The organism is Streptomyces sp. NPDC007896, assembly GCF_042959425.1.
Taxonomy (GTDB): domain Bacteria; phylum Actinomycetota; class Actinomycetes; order Streptomycetales; family Streptomycetaceae; genus Streptomyces.
On the sequence record NZ_JBIBKX010000032.1, the window covers coordinates 1 to 26,522 of the forward strand.

At 68.4% G+C, this 26,522-nt stretch carries 21 protein-coding genes and 5 pseudogenes; 6 read left to right on the top strand and 20 right to left on the bottom strand.

Features of this window, described 5'->3' with window-relative positions; all coding sequences use genetic code 11:
• From ACFZDJ_RS52205 to ACFZDJ_RS52230, 6 genes and pseudogenes are all read right to left on the bottom strand, one after another.
• Positions 1 to 422: pseudogene (locus ACFZDJ_RS52205) on the bottom strand (two-component sensor histidine kinase); the annotation flags it as partial.
• Positions 419 to 1,150 carry a response regulator gene (locus ACFZDJ_RS52210; protein WP_391070135.1) on the bottom strand — a complete coding sequence of 244 codons (732 nt, stop codon included), beginning with the start codon at positions 1,148 to 1,150 and terminating at the stop codon, positions 419 to 421. The gene ACFZDJ_RS52210 and the pseudogene ACFZDJ_RS52205, both read right to left, overlap by 4 nt.
• 209 nt (positions 1,151 to 1,359) lie before the next feature.
• A complete protein-coding gene (locus tag ACFZDJ_RS52215; RefSeq protein WP_391070137.1) occupies positions 1,360 to 1,965 on the bottom strand; it encodes a hypothetical protein in 606 nt (201 codons plus the stop codon).
• Positions 1,966 to 2,006: 41 nt separating this feature from the next.
• Positions 2,007 to 2,414, bottom strand: a complete 408-nt coding sequence (locus ACFZDJ_RS52220; protein ID WP_390938872.1) for a peptidase — start codon at positions 2,412 to 2,414, stop codon at positions 2,007 to 2,009.
• A gap of 567 nt (positions 2,415 to 2,981) precedes the next feature.
• Positions 2,982 to 3,725, bottom strand: a complete 744-nt coding sequence (locus ACFZDJ_RS52225) for an SOS response-associated peptidase family protein (RefSeq protein ID WP_391070139.1) — start codon at positions 3,723 to 3,725, stop codon at positions 2,982 to 2,984.
• Between the two features lie 96 nt (positions 3,726 to 3,821).
• On the bottom strand, positions 3,822 to 4,469 hold the full coding sequence (locus ACFZDJ_RS52230; protein ID WP_391070141.1) for a GNAT family N-acetyltransferase: 648 nt from the start codon (positions 4,467 to 4,469) through the stop codon (positions 3,822 to 3,824).
• A 495-nt stretch (positions 4,470 to 4,964) separates the two neighbouring features.
• Here ACFZDJ_RS52230 and ACFZDJ_RS52235 point away from each other — a divergent pair.
• The 5 genes and pseudogenes from ACFZDJ_RS52235 to ACFZDJ_RS52255 all read left to right on the top strand — a co-directional run.
• Positions 4,965 to 5,153, top strand: a pseudogene (locus tag ACFZDJ_RS52235) (SDR family NAD(P)-dependent oxidoreductase); the annotation flags it as partial.
• Between the two features lie 34 nt (positions 5,154 to 5,187).
• The gene (locus ACFZDJ_RS52240) at positions 5,188 to 6,162 is read left to right on the top strand and encodes an alcohol dehydrogenase catalytic domain-containing protein (RefSeq protein ID WP_390938864.1); all 975 of its coding nucleotides are present in this window, start codon (positions 5,188 to 5,190) and stop codon (positions 6,160 to 6,162) included.
• Between the two features lie 105 nt (positions 6,163 to 6,267).
• Positions 6,268 to 6,894, top strand: a complete 627-nt coding sequence (locus ACFZDJ_RS52245; RefSeq protein ID WP_391070143.1) for an NAD(P)-binding domain-containing protein — start codon at positions 6,268 to 6,270, stop codon at positions 6,892 to 6,894.
• 45 nt (positions 6,895 to 6,939) lie between these two features.
• The gene (locus tag ACFZDJ_RS52250; RefSeq protein ID WP_391070144.1) at positions 6,940 to 7,944 is read left to right on the top strand and encodes a zinc-binding dehydrogenase; all 1,005 of its coding nucleotides are present in this window, start codon (positions 6,940 to 6,942) and stop codon (positions 7,942 to 7,944) included.
• Positions 7,945 to 8,020: 76 nt separating this feature from the next.
• On the top strand, positions 8,021 to 8,347 hold the full coding sequence (locus ACFZDJ_RS52255; RefSeq protein WP_390938858.1) for an MmcQ/YjbR family DNA-binding protein: 327 nt from the start codon (positions 8,021 to 8,023) through the stop codon (positions 8,345 to 8,347).
• A gap of 208 nt (positions 8,348 to 8,555) precedes the next feature.
• On the opposite strand, the gene ACFZDJ_RS52260 is transcribed toward ACFZDJ_RS52255, so the two are convergent.
• The 11 genes and pseudogenes from ACFZDJ_RS52260 to ACFZDJ_RS52310 all read right to left on the bottom strand — a co-directional run bounded on the left by ACFZDJ_RS52260 (position 8,556) and on the right by ACFZDJ_RS52310 (position 22,295).
• Entirely contained in the window at positions 8,556 to 9,191 is a 636-nt protein-coding gene (locus ACFZDJ_RS52260) for a TetR family transcriptional regulator C-terminal domain-containing protein (RefSeq protein WP_391070146.1), read from the bottom strand.
• Positions 9,192 to 9,317: 126 nt separating this feature from the next.
• Positions 9,318 to 11,000, bottom strand: a complete 1,683-nt coding sequence (locus ACFZDJ_RS52265) for an FAD-dependent oxidoreductase (RefSeq protein ID WP_390938854.1) — start codon at positions 10,998 to 11,000, stop codon at positions 9,318 to 9,320.
• Between the two features lie 186 nt (positions 11,001 to 11,186).
• Positions 11,187 to 11,459 carry a hypothetical protein gene (locus ACFZDJ_RS52270; protein WP_391070147.1) on the bottom strand — a complete coding sequence of 91 codons (273 nt, stop codon included), beginning with the start codon at positions 11,457 to 11,459 and terminating at the stop codon, positions 11,187 to 11,189.
• Positions 11,460 to 11,622: 163 nt separating this feature from the next.
• Positions 11,623 to 12,372 carry an SDR family oxidoreductase gene (locus tag ACFZDJ_RS52275; protein ID WP_391070149.1) on the bottom strand — a complete coding sequence of 250 codons (750 nt, stop codon included), beginning with the start codon at positions 12,370 to 12,372 and terminating at the stop codon, positions 11,623 to 11,625.
• 524 nt (positions 12,373 to 12,896) lie between these two features.
• A pseudogene (locus ACFZDJ_RS52280) lies at positions 12,897 to 13,031 on the bottom strand (signal peptidase I); the annotation flags it as partial.
• 52 nt (positions 13,032 to 13,083) lie between these two features.
• Positions 13,084 to 13,347 carry a hypothetical protein gene (locus ACFZDJ_RS52285; RefSeq protein WP_391070151.1) on the bottom strand — a complete coding sequence of 88 codons (264 nt, stop codon included), beginning with the start codon at positions 13,345 to 13,347 and terminating at the stop codon, positions 13,084 to 13,086.
• Between the two features lie 25 nt (positions 13,348 to 13,372).
• Positions 13,373 to 13,720, bottom strand: coding sequence for a hypothetical protein (locus tag ACFZDJ_RS52290; RefSeq protein ID WP_390938850.1), 348 nt, complete (start codon positions 13,718 to 13,720; stop codon positions 13,373 to 13,375).
• A 637-nt stretch (positions 13,721 to 14,357) separates the two neighbouring features.
• Positions 14,358 to 15,554 (bottom strand): TIGR03118 family protein, encoded by a 1,197-nt coding sequence (locus tag ACFZDJ_RS52295; protein WP_391070153.1) that lies wholly within the window; start codon positions 15,552 to 15,554, stop codon positions 14,358 to 14,360.
• A 276-nt stretch (positions 15,555 to 15,830) separates the two neighbouring features.
• Positions 15,831 to 17,252: a M1 family aminopeptidase gene (locus ACFZDJ_RS52300; protein ID WP_391070155.1), complete on the bottom strand. Its 1,422-nt coding sequence runs from the start codon at positions 17,250 to 17,252 to the stop codon at positions 15,831 to 15,833.
• Positions 17,249 to 21,238, bottom strand: coding sequence for a Pls/PosA family non-ribosomal peptide synthetase (locus ACFZDJ_RS52305; RefSeq protein WP_391070205.1), 3,990 nt, complete (start codon positions 21,236 to 21,238; stop codon positions 17,249 to 17,251). The genes ACFZDJ_RS52300 and ACFZDJ_RS52305 overlap by 4 nt, the downstream gene beginning before the upstream one ends.
• A gap of 424 nt (positions 21,239 to 21,662) precedes the next feature.
• Entirely contained in the window at positions 21,663 to 22,295 is a 633-nt protein-coding gene (locus ACFZDJ_RS52310; protein WP_391070157.1) for an FtsW/RodA/SpoVE family cell cycle protein, read from the bottom strand.
• A gap of 72 nt (positions 22,296 to 22,367) precedes the next feature.
• Here ACFZDJ_RS52310 and ACFZDJ_RS52315 point away from each other — a divergent pair, with 72 nt between their 5' ends.
• Positions 22,368 to 22,721 (top strand): DJ-1/PfpI family protein, encoded by a 354-nt coding sequence (locus ACFZDJ_RS52315; RefSeq protein WP_391070158.1) that lies wholly within the window; start codon positions 22,368 to 22,370, stop codon positions 22,719 to 22,721.
• Between the two features lie 7 nt (positions 22,722 to 22,728).
• On the opposite strand, the pseudogene ACFZDJ_RS52320 reads toward ACFZDJ_RS52315, so the two are convergent.
• From ACFZDJ_RS52320 to ACFZDJ_RS52330, 3 genes and pseudogenes are all read right to left on the bottom strand, one after another.
• Positions 22,729 to 23,535, bottom strand: a pseudogene (locus tag ACFZDJ_RS52320) (ABC transporter ATP-binding protein).
• Positions 23,532 to 24,390, bottom strand: a pseudogene (locus ACFZDJ_RS52325) (FecCD family ABC transporter permease). Before ACFZDJ_RS52325 ends, ACFZDJ_RS52320 begins: the two co-directional pseudogenes overlap by 4 nt.
• Before the next feature lie 16 nt (positions 24,391 to 24,406).
• Positions 24,407 to 26,203: an ABC transporter transmembrane domain-containing protein gene (locus ACFZDJ_RS52330; RefSeq protein WP_391070160.1), complete on the bottom strand. Its 1,797-nt coding sequence runs from the start codon at positions 26,201 to 26,203 to the stop codon at positions 24,407 to 24,409.
• Positions 26,204 to 26,522: the final 319 nt, after the last annotated feature.

A 26,522-nucleotide genomic window follows, 5' to 3' on the forward strand; every position in this document is an offset into this window, starting at 1 on the left:
ATGGTGGTGCCGGAGGCGCCGGGCAGGGTCGCCGTCAGCAGGTCGGTGCCGTCGGTGTCGGTGCGGGTGGCAACCGTGCGCCGGTTGCGCAGGGCAGTGGCGATGTCCGGCTCACCGGACAGGTCGGTCCCGGCCGCGATGCGCCCGGCGGAGTCGACCAGGACGGCGCCCTGCCGGTCGACCACGACGACCCGGCCGCCGGTTTCGGCGGCGTATTCGCCGGCCAGGCGCGGAAGTTCGGCGGTGTTGCCCTTCTCGATGTTCTCCTCGGCGACCTCGGCGAGCATCGACGCATCCCGCTCGACCGACTGCGAGAAACGGGACTCCTCGCCGCGGGCGTAGAGGTAGCCGAGCGGGATCTCCAGCCCGGCCAGCACGAGCAGGGCGAGACCGAGGTAGCTGAGCAGCAGACGGCGGGTCATTCCCCGGCCGCCTCGCCCGTGGGGCCGCCGGGCGCGGTGAGACGGAAGCCGACCCCGCGGGCGGTGGTGATCCAGGCGGCATCGCCGAGCTTGCGGCGCAGGGCCGCGACGTGTGCGTCCAGGGTCTTGGTGGGGCCGAAGAAGTGTGGGTCCCACACCGCGTCCATGATCTGCTGCCGGGAGAGCACGGCCCCGGCATCCTGCGCGAGATACGCGAGCAGGTCGAACTCCCGGGGAGACAAGGCCACTTCCCTCCCGCTAAGGCGGACCTCCCGGGTACGGCGGTCCAACTGCAGCGGACCCAGCTGCTGCGGCACGGCAGCGGCCGACGGAGCGGCGGATGCACCCGCCGGTCCCGGCTGCACGACCACCTGGGCGCTGGTGCGCCGGGTGACCGCGCGGATCCGGGCCACCAGCTCCCGCACGCCAAAGGGTTTGGCCATGTAGTCGTCCGCGCCGAGTTCCAGCCCGGCGACCCGGTCGGCTTCCTCACCACGGGCCGTGATCATGATGATGGGGATGGCGGAGCGTGCCCGCAGGCTGCGGCACACGTCCAGGCCGTCCATGTCCGGCAGTCCCAGATCGAGCAGGACCAGGTCGGGAGACTCCGCTTCGGCGAGGCCGGCGGCGCCGGTGCGCGCCCACTGCACGGTGAAGCCGTACCGGCCCAGCCCCTCGGTGAGCGGTACGGCGATCCGGTCGTCGTCTTCGATCAACAGCAGGCGCATGGCGCCAGGCTCGCACACCTGTTGGAGCGGAGTGGGTGAGTTCACCGGAACCTGCCTCGGCCTGCGGGGACGAAAAGAAAGGGAGCACGAATTGCTGCGGCGGTTGCACGGGAGACGAGGTGAGCCGCCCGGCCGGACTGTGAACAGTGGGGGACACAGGTCCGGCCGGACGGCGGCAGTGGGGCCGAGGCCCGGACAGCAGGCCGGGCTCAGCCGTCGTCCCCGTGGTCCTCCCGGCCGTCGTCCCGGTGACCGTCCTGGCCTCCCACGCTTGTACTGGGCGGCACGGCCGTCGAGGACGGGGAGACGGCCGTGCCGCCGTCGCCGGGTGGCGACGAGGCGCAGCCCGCGCCGCCCGGCTGAACCGGGGAGGAGATGGCCGGGGCGGAGGGCTCGAAGGTCACGGAGTTGGTGGCAGTGGGGCTGGAGACACCGCCGACCGGAGCGGACGGGGTCGAGACCGTGTCGCTGACGATCGACAGCGCGAAGACGAAGCCGCCCACGAGGAGCACCACGGCAAGGGCCAGCACGGGAGTGCGATGCCTGCCGGCCGCCTGCTGCCACAGGCCGGTGTCCGCGGCGCGCGAGGCACTCTTCCCCGTCGTACTCCTGTCCGCGGTGGCGTCGTTCGCGTGGTCGTCCTCCGATTCATCCGGGGACCAGGGTTCCGCGGACGAGGGATAGTCGAAGGAGTCTTCCTCGTAGCGATTCCCGTACACCCCCTGGGGGCCGGCCGGGAGAACTGTGGTCGCTTCGGCGTCCGCCTCCCGGCTCAGGTCCGGGTGGCGGGGCAGGCGTGCGGGGTCGGTCGGCATGCGCGTCTCCTCTCCGACGGCCGATGAGCTACCGGCGTCCGTCAGCCGCCGTTCGCCGCCTCGGTCTCCTCGGTGCCTTCTTCCTTCGTGCCGGTGACCTTGTAGGTCTTGTCGAGATAGACCTCGACGGAGGTGCCGTCGGCCTTCTTGACCTCCACCGCGTACATGCCGGGCTTCTCCGCGTCCTCCTCGGACTTCACCACCGTCCCGGGGAACGCGGCCACGGCCGCCGCCTCGGCCTTCTGCTTGATCTCGCCGGTCAGCGGCGGCTCCGTCTTGCCGTCGGTGTCCCCCGCGGCCGCCTCGCCGCCCGAACTCTGCGCCGACTGCTGGTTGTCGGCAGCCTTGGCGCTGCCGGAGCCCGAGTCGGAGCCGCCGCCGCAGGCGACCAGCGAGAACAGCAGCACAGCGGCGGGAACGGCGGCCAGGGCGCGGGACTTACCACTCATCAGGGTCTCTCCAAGCAAGGGTCTTCAGGGCCCGGGGATCGGACCTCGGGGGGAACGTCAACGACCCTAGAAACACGCCCTCCAGAGCAAGCCCAGCAAACCCATAGCAGGCGACCAGGAGACGGCCAATCTTTCGCCGCAAAGAGGATCAGGAGTACATCCATCAGCCGAGCGACGCCTCACGGGAGAGGGCTGAACTGTGACGGGTCCACCGTGATGTCACCGCGCGCTGTGGGACCACCGAGGCGTTGGGCGAGAGCCGTCCAGCATGACGCCCACAGCTACTACCAGGCCGCGAGCAAAGCCGCATGGACAGACTGGGCAATGGAGCGTGGCGAAGAATAGTCGCCCACCGAGGTCGATCTGGCAGGGGTCATCGAGGACGTCTGGGGCCGTGGCTACCGACTGGTCATGTCGGCCTACCAGATGGAGCGTTGGTCGCAGGCCTACCAGCAGATCACTGGGGACGCTGAAAAGTCGGAGCGGTGTGTTGCAGAACGCCCAGCCACACGATGACTCGGACCCGAAGGGCTCGCGAAACTACCGCAATCCCAGTAAGCCGCACAGTTACACAGCGATCGCGTCCAGGAGTTGGGGCCCGTTGTTGCCGACGCTGTTGACGGCCGTGGAGACCGGCCGGGCGTCCAGATGGCCGCTTGCGGGCTGGGTGAGCAGCGCCCGCAGTTCGTCGGGGTCCTGGTGGTGGGGGTCGAGCCAGGAGTCGTAGTGGCCTGGTGTGAGGGCGAGCGGCATGCGGGGGTGAACGCGGCCGGCCGTGTCGGTGGCTTCGGTGGTGATGATGGTGCAGGTCGTCAGCCAGGCGGCGGGGTCGTCGTTCTGCTTGACCTCCGGGTTGCGCCAGTACTCGTACAGGCCGGCGAGCGCCATCACCTGCTGGTCCTCGGGATGGATGAAGTACGGCTGCTTGCGGGCCTTGCCCGTATCGGGGTCTTTGGCCTGTTCCCATTCGTAGAAGCCGTCGGCCGGCAGCAGGCAGCGGTGTTTGGCGAACGCGCGGCGGTAGGCGGGTTTCTCGTGCACGGTCTCCACGCGCGCGTTGATCATCCGCGCGCCGATTTTCATGTCCTTCGCCCAGGACGGCACCAGGCCCCAGCGCAGCGGACGCAACTCCCGCTCCACCGCGGTGGCATCGGTCTGGTCGCGCGGCATGCGCTCGAGGACGGCCCACACGTTGTTGGTCGGGGCGACGTTCCAGTTCGGCGCCAGCGCCTCCTCGGCACGCCAGTCGGTGACCTGGAAGAGCTGGACCAGGTCCTCGGAACTGCGGGTGGAGACGTAACGGCCGCACATGGAACCACTGTGCCACCGGCGGCGCCGACCGCAGCGCCGTTCGATGGCCCGTGTCGGGCCGTGCACGTCGGCGTTGATCTCCAAGCCGCTACACGGTCACGCCAGGCCGAACCATGGCAGGCACTCCGGCAACCCTTCCATTTTCACGGAGACCAGTTGGTGTTGTTGCCACTGTTCAGCAGTGAGGCGGAGCCTGCGCAGCACGGCTGGTTTCGCGCGTACGGCATGACGCTCAATACCGTCCTCGCGATAGCCAAGCTTGCGCGAAACCTCCAGCGAGGCTGCGTTATCCGCATATGCCCCAGAAACAGCGTGCTGTGCACCGAGTCCAGCGAAGGCAAGGTGGAGGACAGCCGCGCGCATCTCAGTTCCCAGGCCCTGGCGGTGATAGGCCTTGCCGAGCCAAGAACCAGTGCCTACTTCGCGGCGGACCGAAAAGTCCTGGGCACCGATGCCCTGCGTACCCACCACAATCCCATCTCGCACGGCCACCAGGTTCAGCTCCCACTTCCCCGGCTGCCACTCGCCCCAGCAACGCCAGTGGTACTGCAGGACACTCCGCGCACGCTGCTCGGGCCCGACATCGGTCCATGCCACGGTGAACGGCTGCACCGCCGGGTCATGCACACCATCGGCGGCCAACGAAGCCAACGCGGCGAGATCATCCAGGTTCGGCAACCGCAGCTCCAGCCGCGGCGTGGTCAACCGCAGGCCCGCAAGCGGCCAGTGGCTTAGCAGGGTCATGTCCAGGGATTCTTCTCGCCCCAAGCCATCGTGACCACTGGAATTTCGAGGAGGCGTGTGGCGGATTCCTACGCCCCCAACCCGGTGGACCTATTCGGCCACGGCACTAGCGGAGGGGACAGTGTCCCCGGGCCTCACCTACAGCCCCTAGGGACCGCGGACTGGGCTCGATCGGGTACGTCCACGCGGCGGCTGCGGCGCCCATGGACTCGGCGGGGGCGTGATGCGGTAGAAGGAGTACGGGGCCACAGGATCTGTTCAGCCAGCTGCGAGCCCGGGCAGGGCGAGTGCCTCTCCGGTTGCAGTTCCCCGGTTCGGGTTCTTTACTAGTAGGTACAAATCTCACTAAACCGTGCGGTCCGTGAGGTGGCGTCACGGAGCATTCCGTCGTCGACGAGGGCGTCACAAGGTGGACGGGCATGGGTTGCCGCGTGTCGGCGTGCTGTGCTCTGTGTAGGTCTCCGGATGAGCTACATCGAGCAAGAAGTGGACATCCTGGGACAGCTTGACCGCAAGATCAGCCTGGTGACTGGCGGCTCGACCGGGATCGGTCTGGCTATAGCCCGTCGGTTCGTCGCCGAAGGCTCCACCGTGCACCTCACGGGCCGGAGCAGAACCGAGCTGGATACAGCCGTGGAAACCCTCGGGGACCGGGCCGTCGCCGTCCAAAGCGATGTCTCGAATTGCGACGAAGCGACGAAGCAAGGAGTCGTGTCCCATGCTCGCCATTCACCTCACTCAGTTCGGGGAGCCGGAGAAGTGCCTGAAGGTGGTGGACGTGCCCGAGCCCCCGGCTCCCACCGCCGGACAGGCGCTGGTCCAGGTCGAGTACGCCCCGCTCGACCACCACGACCTTCTCCTGGCGCAAGGTATCTACCCCGTACGCCCTGAGCTGCCGACGGCCATCGGCAACGAGGGCGTCGGGACGGTCGTGTCCGTAGGGCCCGGCGTCATGGAGGTCAGCCCCGGCGATAGGGTCCTGCTTCCCTTCGGCGTCTTTTCCTGGTCCGAGCGGGTCGTGGCCAAGGCAGCAGATCTGACCGTCGTGGACAAGTCCATCAGCCTGGAACAGGCAGCGATGCTCACCATCAATCCCGTCAGCGCGGGGCTCCTGGTCGGCCTGCGTGACCTTCCGGCCGGTTCCTGGGTGGTGCAGAACGCGGCCAACAGCGGTGTGGGCCGGTCTGTCATCGTGTTCGCCAAGGAACGAGGGCTGCGCACGATCAACATCGTGCGCCGCGCGGAACTCGTGAGCGAACTCCGTGATCTCGGCGCCGACATCGTGGCGGTCGACTCGGCGGACGCCGGCGCGCGCGTGCGGGAAGCCATCGGCTCCGATCCGGTGCTACTCGGCCTTGACGGTGTCAGCGGTGCGGCGACTGCACTGTTGCTGGACGTACTGACCGACGGCGCTCTGCTGGCGATCTACGGGTATCTGAGCGGCCGGCCGTTCACGCCCGATCCTGACGTGCTGAGGACGAAGAACATCACCACGACGGAGTTCTGGATGTATCAGGACGAGTTCCTTCCCCGGCTTCCGGCTCTGAACGCGGAGTCCGAGCGGCTGGTCTCCGAGGGAAGACTCGTCCTGCCCTCCGCGCCCGTCTACAAGGCGGCGGATTTTCCCGAGGCGCTCGCGTACTTCCGGGAGAAGGGCAAGGTCCTCCTGGACTTCAACCCGCATCGCGCGTAGGCGCCGCCGCACCTGCCGCCGAGGCCGGGATCGTCCCGGCAGGAAGCGGCCGGAGCCGATCACACAGCCGCTGCCGGGGCACCGACCCCCGACACACGATCAAGGATGGGCAGCATGGCCGCACAGAGCACTATCGGCATTCTCGGCGCGGGAGAGATCGGCCGTGCCGTCGCCGACAAGGCCGTCCGTCACGGACATGAGGTACTCATCGGCAACAGCCGGGGCCCGGAGACACTCGAGGCAATCGTGGAGCAGTTGGGGCCGCAGGTGCACGCCGTGACAGCTGAAGAGGCGGCGCAGCCGGAGCTCGTCTTCCTCGCGGTGCCGTTCTCCGCAGTGCCCGACCTGACCAGCCTTACCGACTGGTCCGGGAAGATCGTCGTCGACACGACGAATCAGTTCGCGGCGGCCAACCCCTGGCGGGGCCGGTACGACGTCGGTGACCTCACGGGCAGCGAATGGGTCGCCGAGCGCCTTCCCGGAGCGCGGATCGTGAAGGCGTTCAACAGCCTGTTCGCCGCGTTCATCGCCGCGGATCCCCAGCACGAGGAAGGCCGTCAGGTGGTCTTCTACGCGGGCGACGACGCCGACGCGAAGGCGGCCGTGGCCGGCTTGCTCGACGAATTCGGATTCGCCGCCCTGGACCTCGGCGGTCTACGGGAGGGAGGCAGGCTGATGCAGCTGGACGGAGCACTCAGCGCGAAGCACCTGCTGCTCATGGACGTCGGCTGACGCCCCGGCCAAGCACCATGCACACCAGCGCGCAGGAGGACGATCATGAACCGTCGTGTCGTCTACACCCGCGGCGGGTTGCCCGCCGACGTCCTGACCGTCATCGAGGAGCCCGATCCGGAAGCGCCTGCGCACGGTCAGGTCCTCATCCGCACCACGGCCTTCCCCGTCCACCGTGGTGATCTCCTAGCCGTCGAGGCCTACCCCGGGACGGCGCCTGAGCCGGTTCCAGTCGGTGTCGAGGCCACCGGCGTGGTGGAGGCCATCGGCCCGGATACGCGCGTGGCTCCGGGCGTCGAGGTCGGCGGCCGTGTAACCGTCTTTCCCCTGCCGGGGGGATGGTCACAGTGGATCCTGGCGGACGCCGAGATTGTCGTCCCCGTGCCTGATGAGCTGTCGGACGAGGTCGCCGCGCAGATGCTGACGAACCCGCTCACCGCGGTGATGCTGCGCCGTGAGGCGGAGCAGCACCTGGCCTTGGGATACGACGGATATTTGGTGCAGACCGCCGCTGGCTCGTCGGTCGGGCGGCTGGTAACGGGCGTGATGCAGTACCACAACGTGGGCCTGGTCAACGTCGTCCGCAGTGACCGCGGTGCCGCCGAGCTGCGCAAGCGGTTCCCGGACGTCCCAGTCGTGGCGACAGAGAATCCGGGCTGGGCCGACGAGGTCCGCAAGGCGGCCGGCAGCCGCCCGCTCAGTGTGGCCTTCGACCCTGTCGGCGGAAAGCTGACGGAAAGCCTTCTAGACCTGTTGGCGCCGGGCGGCAGGCTGGTCATTTACGGGGAACTCGCCGAGGAGCCGATCTCGGTGCATGCGTCGACGCTGCTCTACCAGTCGTTGACGGTGCGGGGCGCGAACCTGGGCCGGTGGCTGTTGGAGGCATCCGCCGAGAGGCGGGCATCGGACGCGGTCGCCGCGACACTGATCGCGCTGGCGTTCAAGGACCAGTTCGACGTGGCCGCTACGTACGGCCTCGGCGAGCTGGCCACCGCCGTGAAGCACGCGGTGCAGCCCGGCAAGGTCGGCACCGTCCTCATCCGCCCCTAGCAGCCGCAGCTACCAGGGGCGGGAGTCCTATAACTTCAGTTATGGAAGTAACTTCAGTTATGGAAGCGAGATAGCCATGAACGTGGACGACGTCCGGGAGCTGGCGCTCTCTTTCGCCGGAGTCAGCGAGTCGCGTCCGTTCGCCCCGGACCGCGTGGTGTTCAAGACAGCGGCGAACAACAAGGTGTTTGCCATCCTCAGTGGCCATGAGTTCCCGGACGACCAGGTGACAGTCAAGGCCGATCCGGAGCGGGTCGCCGAGTTGCAGCACCGCTTCGAGGCAGTGCACCCGGCGTACAAGCTGAACAAGCGATACTGGGTCAACATTTCGTTGACTGGCGATGTCCCGGACGAACTGATTCGGGAGCTGATAGGGGACAGTCACGACCTGGTCGCACCATGAGCCCCGCGCGTCCAGGTGCACAAATCACCCCCGCTGCGCGACAGGAGCATCGGCCACCGGAGGTCAGACACCTGCATCGACAGGCTGACATCGTAGGCGGCTTGCGCGCGATGGCCAGGCGGCGCCCGTGACGCCTGGCGGGGCAAGACCTCCACGGCATGCGGCCCATGGCACTGAAAACCCAAGGGCCGTCCAGGCTAGGACCGGGTCACGGCGCTGAGCGCTCCTCCCGCCGATCCGGCGCCGGCTCGTTCGTGGACACGCGGGGAAGAAGGGCCAAGGCCTGCTCGGCAGCCCCGATGACAACCTCCGCTGGGGCTCCCGCCCTGCCCAGGGCCTCCAGTCCCCGCAGCACAGCAAGAAGAAGGCTTGCGAGCCCGTCCGTGTCCGCTTCGGCATCCAGCGAGCCCTCCTCTTGGGCCCGGGCGAGGCAGTCCGACAGCTCGCTGTGCATGCCGCGGACAGTGGCCGCAGTCCGCTCGGCGACGGTCTTGTCGACGGCGCCGAGTTCCGTGGCGCTCCTGGCCATCATGCAGCCGCGCCGCTCCACGTCCCTGCTGATCGCTTCGGAGATGTCGCACACAAAGCGTTCCAGCTGCGCGAGGGCCGGTCCCGGGCCGCGCAGAGCCGAACGCCAGGCTCCGATCGCGTCACTGTTGTAGCTGTCCAGAGCCTGCAGGAACAGGGCGTGTTTGTCTCCGAAGGCCCCGTACAGGCTTCCGCGTCCCAAGCCCGTGACGGCGCTCAGATCGTCGATGGAGGTTCGGTCGTAACCGTGGGACCAGAACTGGTCGCGAGCAGCCCGAACAACTTCCTCGTCGTCAAACTGCCGAGGCCGGGACATGAGAAAACTGTACGCCGTGTACGGGGCATTGCGGGGAGAAGGCAGGGCAGTACGAACCTGTTTCGAGGCTCGCGACACCGGCTCGCCCGAACGGCCAAGCTTGTGCCCGCCCCGCTCGCCCTCAGCTCAGAAGGGCACTCCGGGCACTCCTATGACCCGATGAACGGAAGAGACGGCGGAGGCTCCTTCGCCGACTGCGGCGGCGACACGCTTGATTGACCCATGCCGTACATCGCCTGCGGCAAAGACGCGGGGAATACTCGTTTCAAAGGGAAGAGGGGAGCGTTGCAGTTCCTGCCAGGACGGCCCCAGATCTTTGTCAGCAATATGCACATCGGTATATATGAATCCGTCCTTGTCGGCTGCGCAGGCATCATTTAGCCAGTCGGTTGCCGGTGTTGCACCTATGAAGCAGAAAAGCCCGCTGCATCTCAGCAGTGATTCGACGCCAGTGGCGGAGTTTCTGATCCTGATGGCCTCCAGGGAGTCTTCCCCTTCGAGTGCTGTCACTTCGCTTGACGTATGCACGGTAACGCGTGGATCCGCGAGGAGGCGGCGAACAAGATAGGAGGACATGCGAGCCCCGATGTTGTCGCGGCGCAGGATGATGTTCACTGCAATTGATTTACCGGCCAGGAACAGGGCTGCTTGCCCTGCAGAGTTCGCCCCTCCCAGCACGGCCACCGGTCTGCCTGCGCACGAACGGACTTCTAGCTCAGTCGCAGCATAATAGATTCCCGCGCCTTCGAATTGTTTCCAGCGGGCGATTGGAAGGGACTGGTAGCGGGCACCGGTGGCGATAATCGCGGCGCGTGCAAGAATATCCGTGCCGTCGGACAGGGAAATCTTTATCCGGTCGGCAAGGGGCTTAAGACTTACGGCACGCGAAGGCGAGTAGAGGCGAGAGCCGAATTTCAGCGCCTGTACGGCGGCAAGGCGGGTCAGTTCTGCACCGCTGATTCCGTTAGGGAATCCCAAGTAGTTCTCGATGCGGGAACTTGCTGCTGCCTGTCCTCCAGGGCCCACGGCATCAAGCAGGACAGTTCCGAGCCCTTCCGACGATCCATACACCGCGGCGCCCAGCCCGGCAGGGCCACCCCCGATGACAGCGAGGTCTATCTCTTCATCCTTGATTCTTTCATGTGACAGTCCCAGATTCATCGCGAGACTTCCGGGTGTGGCGTTACGCAGCGAGCGCCCCGGAAGGAGAACGGCAGGCAAATCACCTGCGGTGAGCGAAGCAAGCCCCATCAGCAGCAATCCGTCGGGGGTTGCGTCGTCCATCCAGCGATACGGAAGTGCCATGTGTTCAAGGTACGAGCGCAGCGCCATGCACTCGGCGGAGGAAGCGCTTCCTATGACCTCGATGGTATGCGAGGCAGACTCCATCAAAATTTCACGTCGAGCCCTGAAAGCGGTGAGCAGGATGTCAGAGAGTTCGGTCTCGGTTTCCATCAGCAAGCGAAACCGGTCGGGTGGAATTCGATAGATGCGGCCACCTGTGGCGGCGCGGGCAGGGAGATACACGAACTGCCCTGTGAGAATGCTGAGTTCACCGATAAATTCTCCGGGTCCGAACGTGACAATCACCTCCTCGGGATAGCCCGGACCTGCCTCTCTGATGATTTCAAGCTGACCTTTTTCGATTACCACCAGGTCATACTTGTCATCTCCCAGTCGGAATATGAATTGCCCTGCGGAGATGTCCTGTGGAACACCGAACTCGAAAAGTCGGGACAGCTGGTCTTCCTTAAGATGAGGATAGGCTCTGTCGCCCCAGATTCGGCGGCCTGGTTGTCGCGACGGCATGATCAGCTCCTCTAGATCGAGACATTACACCGGCAGCCGCGGCCCCACGCTGTACTGACACGCCAGTCATTCAATGGGGGGCCGCCCGCCTCCGGCGTGCACCGCGCGCAGGCCGGGCACGGGCCCTGCCCGACGGGGCTCGGGCTACGGCGGGAGGCTATTGAGCGCGGTCTTGGCCAGGCCCAGTCACTGGTCGGCATGGGTCTGGGGAACTGCGACCCAGTCCTTGAAGGGCTGATTCTTGCCGGAGGCATCGAAGAGCTCGGAGCCGGGAAGGGCCAGGGCTTTCGTGTGCGCGGGAGTGCCCTCGCCGAGTTTGAAGGCGAGGTAGTCCCCTTTGAGGCATGCGAAGGCTTTGCCGTGGACTTTGAGGGCACGTTTACAGAACAGTATTCCAGTCGAGACCCCCAGAGGGGTGAGTTTATCGGCGCCACGTTCGAAGAGTTCGTCGGGGGTCATGAGCCGGTCCTGTGGTGGAGGAGATAGCTGATTGCGTCTATGGATCAGGCAGCCGCATAAGATCGGTCGCCTGGGAAACCCGTGAAAAAAACCTCCGCCGGCAGGCGGGCCAAGCCGTCTTCCGGCCTCGCATCGCGGCTACGCCGACAGGTGGCGGCCATATTCAGACCTGGACAAGGCCGCCGTCGACGAAGAGTTCAGCTCCCGTGGTGAAGGAGCTCTGGTCAGAGGCGAGAAAGACGGCCGCGGCGGCGACTTCGTCGGGGTGTCCTATCCTGCCGAGGGGAATCTCGTTGGCGAGACTGTCCGCCAGTTGCTGTTCGCCCTTTGCCGGGCTGCCCAGACCGCGGATGCCCGGGGTCTCTATCGGTCCCGGGCTGAGGGCATTGACACGGATGCCGCGCCCCGCGAGTTCGGCGGCCCATGTGCGGGCCAGGTTGCGGATGGCGGCCTTAGTGGCACTGTAGACCGTCATGGCCTGGACGCCCATAGACGCGTTGGTGGACGAGAGCAAGATGACCGAGGCCCCGTCCGGCAGCAACGGGAGTGCCTTCTGGACTGTGAAGATCGTCCCCTTGACGTTGATGTCGAAGGTCGAACGGTACTGCTCCTCGGTGATCTCCTCCAGCCGCGCCAGCTCGCCGCCGCCGGCGTTGGCGACGACGACATCCAGCCGTCCGCTGCCGCCCTGGATGATCGCGAACAGCTCATCCAGAGCGTTGAGATGCGAGACATCACTTTGTATGCCGATGGCCCGCCCCCCGAGGGTTTCCACAGCCGCGTCAAGTTCGGTTTTGCGTCGCCCTGTGAGGTACACGGTGGCGCCCTCGGCGACGAACCGACGGGCTATGGCCAGACCGATCCCGGTCGAGCCGCCAGTCACCAGGCTGATCTTGCCGTCAAGCTGTCCCATGATGTCCACATCTCCCTTGCGGCAACTTGGCCAGAGGCCGACTGAGGGGCCCTGGCCGGCGCGCGGCAACTCCGCTCTCATCGACGGCGGAGTCCTCCGCCGTCCTACCTCACGGACTGCATGGTTTAGATGTATTTGTACCTATTAGTAAAGAATCCTGAGCGGGGCGCTGCAACCGGAGGGGTACTCGCCTGCGGAGTGTCGAACCCTGGATCAGCGTCAGGCTGTAGCGGCCGCGGGCTGCACGGCGCCGGGCGTCTTTGACGATGCCCCACTCGGCGAAGGGCCGGACGAGGGTGACGTGGTGAGGCGGGAGCTGGGCGAGCTTGTCGGCCAGCCAGGTCTCCAGCCGGGCGAGGTTCTCCTGCCGGTGGGGCAGGACACCGGCCGTCACCAACGGTCGTCTCCGGTCCTGTGTCGTGCCTACTCGGTGGTGTGGCCGGAGTCAGTCCCCGCAGCGGGAGCGAAACGGCCGCCGGTGCGACCGCGTCAGCGCCGCGCTCTGCTCTGGAGCCGCACGCGGATGGACGGACGCCCCATTTGATCTCAACAGCCTCGCTGTGGCGCGGATCGTCAGCGTTCTTGAAGTGTCCGAGGAGCCATCCCCGGTCCAGTGCCGCGTCCTTGCCCGCGCCGCCCACATACACGCTGCCGTTCATGATCCGGACGCTAGCAGCCGGTCTTGGCAGCACGGCCAGGGCTTTCGAGGCTCTAGGCGCCCCGCTGCCCCTTGGCCGTCTTCTTCAACGCAGTCTTCTTGGCGGGCGTCTTCTTCGCCGTCTTCCCAACCGTCTTCTTCTTGGCCGTCGGCATCTCGTGGACCTCGGCATCGCCGGCGTCCTCGCCGCGCGCGGCCTGCGCTTTGCGGACGCTCTCCTGGAGGGCGGCCATCAGGTCGACGACCTGGCCGCCCGGTTCCTCGGCCTCGGTGCTCGGCTTGGGCGGCTGTCGGCCCTCGGCCTTTGCCTCGAGCACAGGGTGACCCCCGGATTGTGCGCCCCTACTCGGGCACGCACCGGCCAAGGGGCAGACAACCGCTCGTACGCGCAGCCCCCGTACTCGCGGTGAACCAGCCGACCCCGAGGCCCTGAGCCCAGACGGTGAGCACCAACTGCCGTGTTACGCGGCCCGGTCCACCGGCTCCGGGAAGGACCAGCGCGAAGAAGAGCCCGGCGAGGACCCCGCGAGCGGCCCAGGACGGCGAGACGTCGAACACGACGTGGTGCCCCACGACGGCGAGCACCGTGCTCGTCACCGAGAAGACGCCCGCGCGGGCAGCCGCCAACCGCACCGTGGGCGTCACACTGCCGGACCGGTGCAGGCGGGACACATGGGCCGAAGTCACCATGCCCCGCCCATCATGAGGGGTGGGTCATCCCCTGTCACTACCGCGTGCGCTCACCCGGAAGCCTCCCGTAACTACCGCTTCTCGTAAGGGCTCTCGGGCTTCCTGATGTGCTTGACGCTGCGGGCGTCGAGCACGGGCGGCCACGCCGCGTCCGAGCCGAGCTTGCCCTTGGCGTGCCAGGTACCGGCACGTCGGGACCGCCCAGCTGCGCGGTCCGTCCGTGCACGCCGGCCGGAAACTGATCGACTTACGATCGCAGCACCTGCCCGCGACCGACAGCGTGCGAGTGCCCCCTGGGCCCCTGTTCCGTTAGGGCCGTCTCCTGTTGGGGCCGTTTCCCTGGCGCCTCATGACCATCCGTCGCCAGGACGCACCCTTTGCCGGCCGCAAACCCAGACGATCGCCACGCCGGACAGCTCACCCCGCATGCAGCCGAGAGCCCTGTGCGCAACGCACAGAGGCTCCACCCCAGACACTCGGGGGTGGAGCCTCTCTGGCCGTTGTCGCAGGCCAGGGCGTCTACGTACAGGTTGCCGACCGGTGAGGGAATACACCAAGGCGAGCGGCGTCCAGTGATGTCATTTACGAGAGCCAGGACTTCACCGCGACGCGGGCTCACCCGGGGTGTGGCGACGGATTACTTCTCGGCGCGCAGAGTGCCGAGAAGCCCGTTGTTCTCGGCGTTGATTCCCGCTGCGAACCAGACGCTGTTCCTGCCGCCCGACTTGTCGGTGCCGCGCTGGAGGCCCCACAGCCCCGGGATCACGATCGGCTTCCCCCTGAGGTCCCGCAGGGTTCCCTCGAACCGGCCGGTCTTCAGGTCGAAGGCGTTGATCTTGCCGTCTCCGAAGTTGCCGACGAGCAGATCACCGGAGAACTTGCCGAACTTCTCGGGCGCCGTCTCGAGGCCCCAAGGCGAGTTGAGCACGCCGTGGCTGGCGAAGCGCTTGAGCAGCCTGCCCGCCGTGCTGAACACATCGATGAAGCCGTTGCCGGGACCGGCGACGTCGTCGTGCTTGTCGGCGTCCTGCTTGGCGTAGGTCACGAAGACCTTGTCGCCGATCAGCTTGACGTCGAACGGTGCGAAGCCGCTCTCGATGTTCGGGTCCTGGAACCGGTTGTCCGGCGGCAGGAGATGGAAGTTCGTGTCGAAGCTGTCGATGCGGGCGTCACGGAAGTTCGCGACGAGCAGGCGCGGCTCGTGGCACTTGCCGCCTTTCTTGCAGTCTTCCCCCTGCCCCTTGACCTCCCCGTGCTCCTTCTCGCCCGGCACGATCGTCAGGCCCTTGAAGACGGCGGTCTCGCCGTCGCTGTCCTCGTGCGCGACCCGGACGGCGTTCGTCGGGTTCACCTCCGGGTTGAAGGCGAAGACGTCACCGTCCTCCCCCGCGAAAAGGAAGCGGGCGACCCCGGACTTCCCTGTCCCGGAGTCGGTGAAGCGGAAGGCGTCGGTGTCGTTGCGCACGACCCCGGTCGGGGCGCCGCCCTCAGGGATCGACACGACCCGGGGGAGGATGTTGACGGGTCGGTTATCGAGGGCGCCCGAGTACGTCGTGGCCTTGTCCGAGCCGTTGTCCGAGACAAAGATCTCGCCGGCGGGCGTACGGGCCAGACCCCAGGGGTTGACCAGGTTCGGATCGGTCTTCTCCGCCCTGCCCGGGATGTCGGACACGAGATCGCGCTCCCGGAAGCCGTGATCGGCATTGCGCGGCGCGTCCCCGACCCCGGGCGGCGCCGCGGCGACGAGCGCGCCGAACGTGCCCAGGGCGAGCGTGACGGCGGTCAGCCGCCGCAGGCTGGGACGGGGTCTACGGGCCGATACTTTTGATGCCATGCGATTACTCCTGTTCCAGTGCGAGCCCCATTGTGGGACAAACAACCAGAAGTCATCTCATATGATGGCTACTACATATAAACGACACGCAGAGCACGTCATCGACATCACCTTCGACGGCCGACTCTCAGCGGCCCGCCAGCAACCTCAACAACCCCAGTTACACCGTTGATTGGTCCCCGCGCAGGCAGGAAGCGGCCTGGGGATCGGGTACGCCAAAGGCTGAGGCACGGAGAAGCGGGACCAGATGGACCCTCCGGCACGAACCGGACGGTGTCAGGCCGGGCCGGAGGGAAGTGCGGGCAGGGGTCTCTCGTAGAGCCAGGTGTGCAGGAGCGGTTGGACGGGGTGGGGTGAGTAGCGTTCGGCGTGTCCGATGAAGGCGGCTGTGGTGGCGCTGGTGCCGCGATGGGTGGCATGCCAGGTGCGCACGAGGGGGAAGAAGCGGTCATCGCCCAGGGCCAGCCGGAGGGCGTGCAGGGTGCAGGCTCCGCGGGTGTAGATGCGGTCGTCGAAGATACGGTGCGGGCCGGGGTCGGCGATGCGCAGGTCTCTCCTGTGGCGGTGGTTGAGGGTGTGCCATTCGGCGCGGGCGATGGTGTCGGCGGAATCTTCGCCGATGTGTTCGGACCACAGCCATTCGCTGTAGGTGGCGAAACCCTCATTGAGCCAGATGTCGCGCCAGTTGCGCAGGCTGACGCTGTTGCCGTACCACTGGTGGGCGAGTTCGTGGGCCACCAGTGTCTCCGAGCCGCGGTAGCCGTCGATGTGGTTGCTGCCGAAGACGGACAGGGTCTGGTTCTCCACCGGTTGGTCGAGTTCCGTGTCGACGACGACGGCGCCGTAGGTCTCGAAGGGGTAGGGGCCGAACCAACCGGTGAATGCTGCCAGCATGTCGGGTTGTCGGGCCAGGTCGTGGCGGGCCTGCTGGGACAGGTGTGCGGGGTAGTGATTGTGTCCGGTGATGGTCCCTCCGGTCGCGCTGTCGTGGGCCTGCCAGGCGTCGTGGGTGAAGCGACCGGTGTAGAGGGTGGCGAGGTAGGGGGCCATGGGGCCGGGGTGGTGGTATGTCCAGCACTGGGCGTCCGCGGTGGCATGCCGGTCGCGCAGGGTGCCGTTGGCGAGTGCCTGGTGGCCGTGGGGGACGGTGACCCTGAAGGTGTAGGCCGCTTTGTCGTCGGGGCGGTCGTTGCAAGGAAACCACGAGGGCGCGCCCAGGGGCTGGGAGGCCACGAGAGTGCCGTCATGCGGGTCACCGGTGCGGTCCCAACCGATCTGTCCGAACGGTGAGCGCAGCGGGGCCGGCCGGCCGCGATAGCCGACCTCCACGGTGAACGGGGTGCCTGCGGCGAGCGCGTGCGAGCCGGTCAGGTACAGCTTGTCGCCTTTCTGCCCGGGTCTCGCCGGAATGCCGTTGACACGGGCGGTGTGGGCGGTCAGGCGGGCGAGGTCCAGTTCCACCCGCGCGAGGGGCCGGTCGGCAACGGCGTGGATGTGTGCGTGGCCGTCGAGCGTGCCGCTCGACGGGTCGTACGCGAGGCGCAGGTCGTAGGAGAGGGTGTGATGGTCGTACGTGCCGTGACTCGAAAAGTAGCGGTTCTCTGCCCCGGCCTCATCGAGGAGACCGTCTGCGGCCGTTGCGGCGAGCGGGATCAGGGCCGCGCCCCGCAGGAGGGCACGACGACTGCAATGGGTCATGCCTCACCGGTCCCGGCCGACGGCGGTGCGGGGCGCGCGGCCGGTTCGCCCGCGATGGGGTTGCCGGCCCAGCGGGTGCCCGCGGGCACCGTCTCGCCGCGCATCACCAGCGAGGAGGCACCGATGGAGGCGCCCGCGCCCACGATGGTGCCGGGCAGCACGATGCCGTGCGGGCCGAGCGAGGCACCGGCGGCCAGGTGCACGGTGTCCATCCGCATGATGCGGTCGTGGAAGAGGTGGGTCTGCAGCACACAGCCGCGGTTGACGTTCGCACCGTCTCCCAGGGTGACAAGGTCGGTTTCCGGCAGCCAGTAGGTGTCCAGCCACACACCACCCCCAATGCGCGCGCCCAGACTGCGCAGCCACCAGTTCAGGACCGGGGTGCCCAGGAAGTCGCGGGCCATCCACGGCACGGCCACCGACTCCACGAACGTGTCGAAGAGTTCGTTGCGCCACACGAACGACGACCACAGCGGGTGCTCACCGGCCCGGAAACGGCCCACCAGCAGCCATTTGGAGCAGGTGGCCGTGACCAAGGCCGCCAGGCCCGCGCCCAGCAGCAGCGGAGCGCCGACGAGTGCCGCCAGGAGCAGACCGCCGTGGGTGAAGGCGTCCTGTTCGCCCAGCAGTACGCATTCGGCGAGGGCGGTGCTCGCCATCAGAGGCAGCACGCGGCACATCTCCACCAGCGCGCGGGCCACAACGAGCCGCCGGGGCGGGGCGAACGTACGCTCCGGATCGGCCGCCGTCGCCACCCGCGGCAGCGGCAGTGCGGGTCGCCCGAGCCAGGACATGCCCGCCTCGCCGTGCGCGGGCATGTCGGAGAGCACGCCCACCAGGCTGCGGTCGGGCACCGTACGGCCGGGGCCGACGATGCCGGAGTTGCCGACGAACGCCCGCGTGCCTATGCGCACTTGCCCCAGCTGCATCCATCCGCCGCGTACCTCGAACGGTGCGACGAGCGTGTCGTCCGCGAGGAACGCACCGTCCTCGACGTGCAGCAGCGACGGCAGCGGCAGCACCGTCGAGATCTCGGCGTTCCGTCCCACACGTGCCCCGAGCAGCCGCAGCCAGTGCGGCGTGGCAAGGCTCGCGTACAGCGGGAAGAGGCCCCCGCGGGCGCCGTCGAGCAGACGGGTGACCAGCCACACCCGCCAGGCGACACCGCCGTCCGCGCGGTGCACACCCGGCGTGATCCCCCGCCCCAGGAACCGCACCACCAGCGCGAGGACCAGTACCCAGCACACGGTCGTCATGACCGTGAACAGCGGAACGGCCGCCAGCAGGCGGAGCGCCGCGGTCGGCAGGGCCGACGCGTCGCGCACCAGCTGGTACGTGACCAACAGGGCCGGTACGGCTGCCAGGAGCGGCAGCAGCGGCGCCGCCGCCAGGGACAGGGCGTAGGCGATGTTCCAGCGCCGTCGGCGCACGGTTGGCGGGGCGGGCCAGCCCTTGCTCGCGATACGTTCGGCCGGGTCGGCCGGCCGGGCCGGGGAGCCCGTCCAGCACTCACCGTCGGGGATCCGCCCGTCCAGGCAGGCGCCGGCCGTGAGTTCCGCGCCTCGGCCCACGACCGCCCCGGGCAGCAGCATGCTGCGGTGGCCCACACGTGACCCCGCCCCCAGCGCCACCGTCCCGACATGCAGCGTGTCGCCGTCCAGCCACCAGCCGGAGAGGTCCGCCCCCGGCTCGATGGCGGCCCCCTCACCCAGCTCCGCCAGACCCGTCACGGGCGGCATCGCGTGCAGGCGCACGTCCCGGCCGGTCGTGCAGCCCAGCAGGCGTGCGTACAGAGCAGCCCACGGCGTACCCAGCAGGGACGGGACACCGAAGGCCGCCACCGCCCGTTCGGCGCTCCACAGGCGCAGGTGGACGCCGCCGCCCCGCGGGTAGGCCCCCGGGCGGACGGAGCCGACCAGCGCACGCGCCAGGCCCGCTCCGGTCATGCATCGCGACGGCGCGCTGAACAGCACCGCCCATGCCACCGCCACCAGCCACCACGGGGTGTGCGGCGCCCAGGCATGCGGCGCCACCTCGCCGAGTACGTTGTCCGCCATCGCCAGCCCGGTCAGCAGGCGCAGCCCCGTCACCCCGTACAAGGCCGTCTGGACCAGAATCTGCACCACAAAGGCCCGCCGTGGCACGGGCCGCACCACCCGTACCTCCTCGGCCGCGCCGGCCAGTGAGTCCAGATGCACGGCCATACGGCACAGCACCGGATACCGGTACAGATCGGCGACCGAGACGCCCGGATGGTGCACGCGCAGCATCGAGGCCATCCGCGCCGCGGTCAGGCTGGTGCCGCCCATCGCCACGAAATCACTGTCCGGGCCGGGACGTACACCCAGCAATTCCTCCCAGATGTCCGCGAGCCGTGCGGCCGTCCCCGCCAACTCCATCGCCGGGCCGACAGGACCGTCCTGGCCGCTCTCACCGCTGGACGGAAGGGGCAGCGGCCAGGGCAACGCCTTACGGTCCACCTTGCCCGACGTGCGTGTCGGCAACTCCGCGACCTCGGCGAGGACTGGTACCAACTGCTGCGGCAGACGCTCCACGAGCAGCGCACGGGCCTTGTCGCTCTGGAAGGCCGAGCCCCGGCCGTCCGCTGTCAGTTGGGGTACCAGGTAGCCCACCAGCACCTGGGTACCGGCGGGCGTCGTCTGCACGGCTGCCGCAGCGCCGCGTACCCCCGGAAGGGCGCTGAGCGCGGCGTCTATCTCCCCGAGCTCGACGCGGCGGCCGCCCAGCTTGACCTGGTCGTCGGCGCGCCCGACGAAGATCAGGCCGTCCGCGTCGGCCCGCACCATGTCACCTGTACGGTAGGCACGCGTCCAACCCAGCGCGGGGCAGGGCCTGAAGCGGTCGGCGTCCTTGACGGGATCCAGGTAACGGGCCGTGCCCGCACCGGCGATGACCAGCTCGCCCTCCTCCCCGAACGCCACCGGCTCCCCCGCCTCGTCCACCACGGCCAACTGCCAGCCCTGCAGTGGCAGTCCGATCCGTACCGCGTGGCCCGGCTCCAGGGGAGCCGCACACGCGACCACGGTGGTCTCCGTCGGCCCGTAGGTGTTCCACATCTCCCGTCCGGGCGCGGCGAACCGCTCCACCAGCCCCGCGGTACACGCCTCGCCGCCCAGGATCAGCAGCCGCACCCGGCTCAGCGCCTCGACCGGCCACAGCGACAGCAGCGTCGGAACCGTCGACACCACCGTGATGCCACGCTCGACCAGCCAGCCGCCAAGTTCGTACCCCGCTCGCACCAGCGAGCGGGGCGCCGGCACCAGACACGCGCCGTGCCGCCACGCCAGCCACATCTCTTCACAGGAGGCGTCGAAGGCGACGGACAGCCCCGCCAGCACCCGGTCGCCGGGGCCGGGCGGCCGCTCCCGCAGGAACAGGCCCGCCTCGGCGTCCACGAACGCCGCTGCCGATCGGTGGGTAACGGCGACGCCCTTCGGCGCGCCCGTCGAGCCGGAGGTGAAGATGACCCACGCGTCGTCGTCCAGGCCGGGTCCGGGTGTCATCCGGCCCGCCGCGGTGACTCCGACCGGCTCCACGAGCCCCTCCGGCTGTGGGTAGGGCCCCAGCACCGCGCACACACCCGCCTCCCGGAAGACGGTGGCGACCCGCTCCTCGGGATCGTCCGCGTCAACCGGTACGTAGGCGGCACCGCACCGGAGCACCGCCAGGATCGACAGATACAGCTCCGCCGTACCCGAAGACACCCGTACACCGACCCGGTCACCGGGGCCTATCCCCCGCCCCGTCAGGTCCCGTGCCCGGCGTACGGCCTCCTCGTACAGGTCACGGTAGGAGAGCACCGCCGCTCCCGTGTCCACAGCAGGCGCATCCGGAAACGCCGCTGCCGTGGCATCCAGGACGTCGATCAGCGTACGTGGCGCGGCAGCCTCCCCGGAGCGGTAGACGGCCCGACCGGCCAACTCCGTTGACGGGCCAAAAGATGGTTCCTCGCGGGACCAGGACATCAACATGCCTCAGTTGTTCTGTTCGCTACTGACAGGTCGAAAAGACCTCGGACATTCGCCTCGGAAGACGGCATCCATCCACCACGGGTTCGCTGCGAAACCGAGAGATCGTCAAATCGAACACGCCGCGAAAAGACCTTGCCTCCCGTATCCGCAAGCCACCACACCGGCAGTCACCCACCGGCCGCGACCAGCTCATGGGAAATAATTGGCAAGACCCCAAAATTGTTTTCGACTCATGCGGGCGCACGAGCACCCCTCATGCCCTCACTCAGTTCTTACTGAAATCTCGCCGTGGAAAGAAATTTCTCACCTGGCTGAAAGCATGGCCAATTCCCGGAATCAGGCCAAAGGTTCACCACCGCACGCCCATGAGACGGGCCGCAGGGTGGTCACGGCCCGATGAGCTGGGTTTCGGCGGCGCTCAGGTCTGTGGCTGGGGTGGGCGGGGTCGGCGAGCGCTGTAGCTGACCTCGATCAGGACGGCGACCAGCAGCCAGTTGGCCACCAGGTCCGAGCCGCGCTGGGCCAGGCACCACAGGGCCTCGCCGATGAGCGGGATCAGGCCGGTGGCGCCGGTCAGGCCGAGTTCCCCGCCGACGGTGGTGAGGATGAAGTCGCTGCGTCCGGCGAACCAGATGGGTTCGGGGGCCTGACCGAGGCCGGTGCCGAGCATTCCACCGGGGCCGAAGCTGAACAGGGCCTGGGCGGCCCGGTCCGAGACCAGACCCGTCGGCCGCTGGGCCGGTGGCGGGCAGATGCCCATCGGGTGCAACCAGGCCACCACCCGGCCGTCGACGTGCGGTTCGAAGAAGGCGACGACGAAGGCCCCGACCGCGAACGCGGCTACGCCGAACACCACCCGGCTGGTCCGCTCGGTGGCCACGTACAGCGTGATCACGAACGCGCCGAAGAAGATCAGCGATGTGCCCAGGTCCCGCTCGAAGACCACCACCAGGCTGAGGATCCAGACGTCGCGACCGCACCGCCGGCCCCTTGACTGCACCGACGGAGCCCTCTGTACTGACGGCGAGTGATCCTGCAACCCGTTCCGCATGCGCCGTCCGAACCAGTGGATCAGGGCCCTGTCGCAACAGGTCAGTCTTCGTCGCCTCCCGCGGTCACAAGGATGAGGGGGACGTCGTCAAGAGCGTCCTTCGACGGCATCGGCGCGAAACTAATTTCCTCAAAGAGGAGAGTCCTGGCGAGCGTCTGCACCGGATCGCTTCCTCTCGCGGCGGCCGGACTGCCGGCGGGCCGACCGGCCACCACTCATCGAAACCATCTCGAGAAGCTCGCGAAGATCGATGGCTCGATCGACGTCGGCGCCGGAGTGCGGTACGTCGACGACAGTGACGTCGTCACCTGGGCCGATGTGTCGGCCGGGATCGACATGGCACTGCATCTGGTCCACCGGTCCGACGGACTCGATGCGAGCGAGCTGCCCCAGACCGGGATCCAGTACAAACCGCACAGCGGGTGAGGGCGCGTCATCGCTCGGCAGGCTCCGGCTCGGCCTCCTGGTCCGCGGCGAGCGGTTGAGCGGCGCAGGTGATGCGCACGACGCCGTCTGCGTGGCGTTCCGTGGTGCCCCGTACGCCGAAGACGTCACGCGGCAGGTCCGGCGTCAGGACTTCCAGGACGGGTCCTGCCGCAACCACCACATCCTCGTGGAGGCCGACGAGGTGATCGCGGAGCCGGGCGGCCAGGTCGAGGTCGCGCAGGACCGCCAGGGTGGTGATCCCGGTGCTGCGGATCAGGTCCAGGAGTTCGAACCGGGCGCGGATGTCGAGGTGGTTGGTGAGTTCGTCCAGGACCAGGAGCCGGGTCTTTGGACGAGAGTGCGGGCCGGCAGGACGCGCTGGCGTTCTTCACCGCCGGAGAGGGTGGCATGGTCGCCGTCCGCGAAGGGGCCCGCGCCGCGGCGGGCTACCGCCTCGGTCACTGCCTCGCGGTCCTCGGCGCCGGCCCGGCCCATCAGGGCGTGGTGGGGCGTACGGCCGAGGGCGACGATCTCGGTCACGGTCAGGCCGGTCGTGGTGCCGGCGTCCTGGAGGAAGGACGGCCGCCGTGCGGCGGGCGGCGGTGCGCGCGGACAGTTCCCATACGTCGTCGCCGCCCACCCTGACCACGCCGTCGCCCGGCCGCAGCGAGCGGTAGACCGTGCGGAGCAGGGTGGACTTACCGCTGCCGTTGGGGCCCACGAGCCCGACGATGTCGCCCTTGGCGGCCTCCAGGTGCACACCGCGGAGGATCTGCTTGCGGTCCAGGATGATGTGGAGCTGGTCCACAGTCAGTTTCCTACGGTGTCCGGGCCGTTGTTGCGGCGCAGCAGCCGCAGGAAGAAGGGGGCGCCGAGCAGAGCGGTCAGGGGCAGGAGCCCGCGGTGGTCGGCGCTGATGGTGAGACGGACCAGGTGGGGGATCATCCGGCCGACGCCGCCGGCGATGACGGTGCCGGTGAGCAGCGCGCTGATCACCAGCAGGACGGCGTGCCACCGGTTGACGTCCACACCCAGCGCGGTGACGGACTCGTCGCCGGCCGGCAGGGCGTTGAGCCGCCGTCCGAACGGAGTCAGCAGAACCGTGCCGGCCAGGACCACCACCGTGACGGTGAGCAGTTGGCTCCACTGGGCGCCGGCAACGCTGCCAAGCATCCAGAACATGACGATCCGCAGCTCCGTCGGGGTTGCCGACAGTTGGACGAAGCTGGTCACCGACAGCAGGACACTGCCGACCGCGACGCCGGTCAGCACCAGCCTGGTGGGAGCCAGTCGGCCTGGCGTTGTCCCAGGGCGAAGACCAGCGCTCCCGGCGCCGGGACGCCGACGAACGCCGCGCCCGACACGCCCAGACCGCCCAACCCGGCGAGCGCGACACCTCCGAGGGTGATGACCAGCACGGCGCCGAGCGAGGCGCCGTAGGAGACGCCGAGGACGATCGGATCGGCGAGTGGGTTGGATGCCAGCGTCCGGAGGACCGCCCAGCGCAGGCCAGGCCCGCGCCGACCAGTGCGGCCAGGGCGACGCGGGGCGCCCGGAAGGTCCACACGATCTGGTCCGGCGCCGGGTCACCGGCGCCACCCCGGCCGGTGACGTGACGCTGCCTGGGCGGCCGGTCGAGGCCGCCCCGCTTCACCGACGGACGGACGATGCCGCCGCGTCGGAGCTCAGGCCGCTTTGTTCCCGGTCGGCGATCCCATGGTCGGCAGCGGGTCGGGAATCGTGAGGTCCGCGATGCCGTCGGCCAGATGGACAATCAGGTCGGCCTGGGCGGTCAGTCGCAGGTCGTGGGTGATGAGGAAAGTAGTGCGGCCCGCCGTGAGGCGTCGCAGGGGCGCCATGATGCGCGCGATGGACGCGTCGTCGAGTCCGGCGGTGGGCTCGTCGAGGACGAGCACGGGCGCCGTGCGGAGCATGGCCCGCGCCAGAGCGATCCTGCGGCGCTGACCGCCGGAGAGGTTGTTGCCCCGTTTGCCTACGGGCGTGTCGTAGCCCTCAGGCAGCGAGCTGACGAACCCGTGGGCGTCGGCCGCGACGGCGGCGGAACGCACCTCGTGCTCGGCGGCGTCGGGACGGCCGTAGGTGATGTTCTCGTGGACCGTGCCGTCGAAGAGCATGCTGTCCTGGGGCAGTAGGGTGATGTGCTGGCGCACCTCATCCACCGGGAGTTCGGAGATGTCCCGGCCGTCGAGCAGGATGCGGCCCTGCGAGGGCTCGTGGAAGCGCAGCAGCAGCTTGCCGAGGGTGGATTTTCCCGTACCGCTGGGTCCGGTGACCGCGACCAGCAGACCCGGGGTGATGTCCAGATGGACCCGCTGCAGCACGGGGCGGGCGGTGCCGGGGTAGGAGAAGGCGACGTCCTGGAAGGTGACGCCGCCACGAACCGGTTCGGCGAGCGGCAGGACGTCCGGACGGGGTGCAGTCTCCGGGACGGGGCCGGTGCGCAGGACCTCGATGACGCGTTCGCAGGCGGCGGTGGCGGATGAGGCGCTGACGAGGAGTTCGCCGAGTTCCTGTAGGCGCGGGTGGAGGTAGCCGAGGTAGGCGGCGAAGGAGAGCAGACCACCGACGCTGAGGTGGTGCTCGGAGATCTGCCAGGCGCCGGCGCCGATCACGGCCAGCACGCTGATGGTCTCCAGCAGTTCGCTCATCGGCCCATACACGGAAGACAGCCGGATCTGCTGAAGCCCGGCGCGCATCCAGCTGCGCCCCTCGCGGTGTACCTTGCTGCGCTCCGCCTGCTGACGGCCGTACGCCTGGACCAGGGGCATGTTGGCCAGGCTCTCCTCCAGCAGGGAGGCCAGCCGGCCGTTGCTGTCGCGTTCGGCGCGGCTGGCGGTGCGCATCAGGGCGCCGAACACCCGGGCGCCGATCCAGATCAGCGGAGCGGCGGCCAGGGTGATCAGGGCCAGTTGCCAGCTGGTCCAGAAGGCCGCGGCGGCGAAGACGACGGCGCCGACGGCTGAGGTGATCAGCTCGACGGGTGCGGAGGCGACCAGCGACTCGACGGCCTCGATGTCTCCGGTCAGCCGGGAGACCAGGTCGCCGGTGCCGTACCGGTCCAGGGCGTCTGGTGGGACTTGCTGAAGGTGCTGGAAGACCCGGTCCCGCAGAACGAGCAGGAAGTTCTCGCTGGTCCAGCCCGCCAGGTAGCTGCCCGCCACTGAGGCCGCCGCGCCCGCCGCGGCGAGGCCGAGCCAGAGGGCGGCGGGCCCCCAGAAGGCGGCGAGGTCGCCGGGGGCCAGCACGTCGTCGGTCAGTTGACCGACGATGCCGATCGCGGCCGCGTCGCACCCGGCCGACACCACCAGCAGCACGGCAGACACCAGCACGGCGGCGCGGTTGACGCTGACCAGGGGCCAGAACGTCCGGAACGCGGCCAGGGGCGAGATACGGGCGTGGCGCATCCGGGCAGGTGCCCCGGCCCCTGCCACGGACATGGTGATCGGTGCTGCGGTGCGCATGGCTGATGCTCCCTGGGCACTGCCCAATCCGACAGCGTGCCGGGATCCTTTCCGCTCCCGATGGCGCGGAAGGACCCCGGCACGATCTGCCTGTGTGGTCGTGTCGCTCGACGCGCGGCTACTTGGCGTGCTTCTTGTGCTTGCGGTGGTGCTTCTTCTTGTGGTGCTTGGCCTTGGCGGCGCCGACTTCCTTCTTCTTGGCCTTCTTGGCCAGCGTGATCTTGGCGAAGGACACGATGATCTCCTTCCTAAAGGACCGTCAGCAGGCTTTGATCGCTGCTGACTTGGTCTGGTGTGGCACCTGTCAATACGGGGGCGG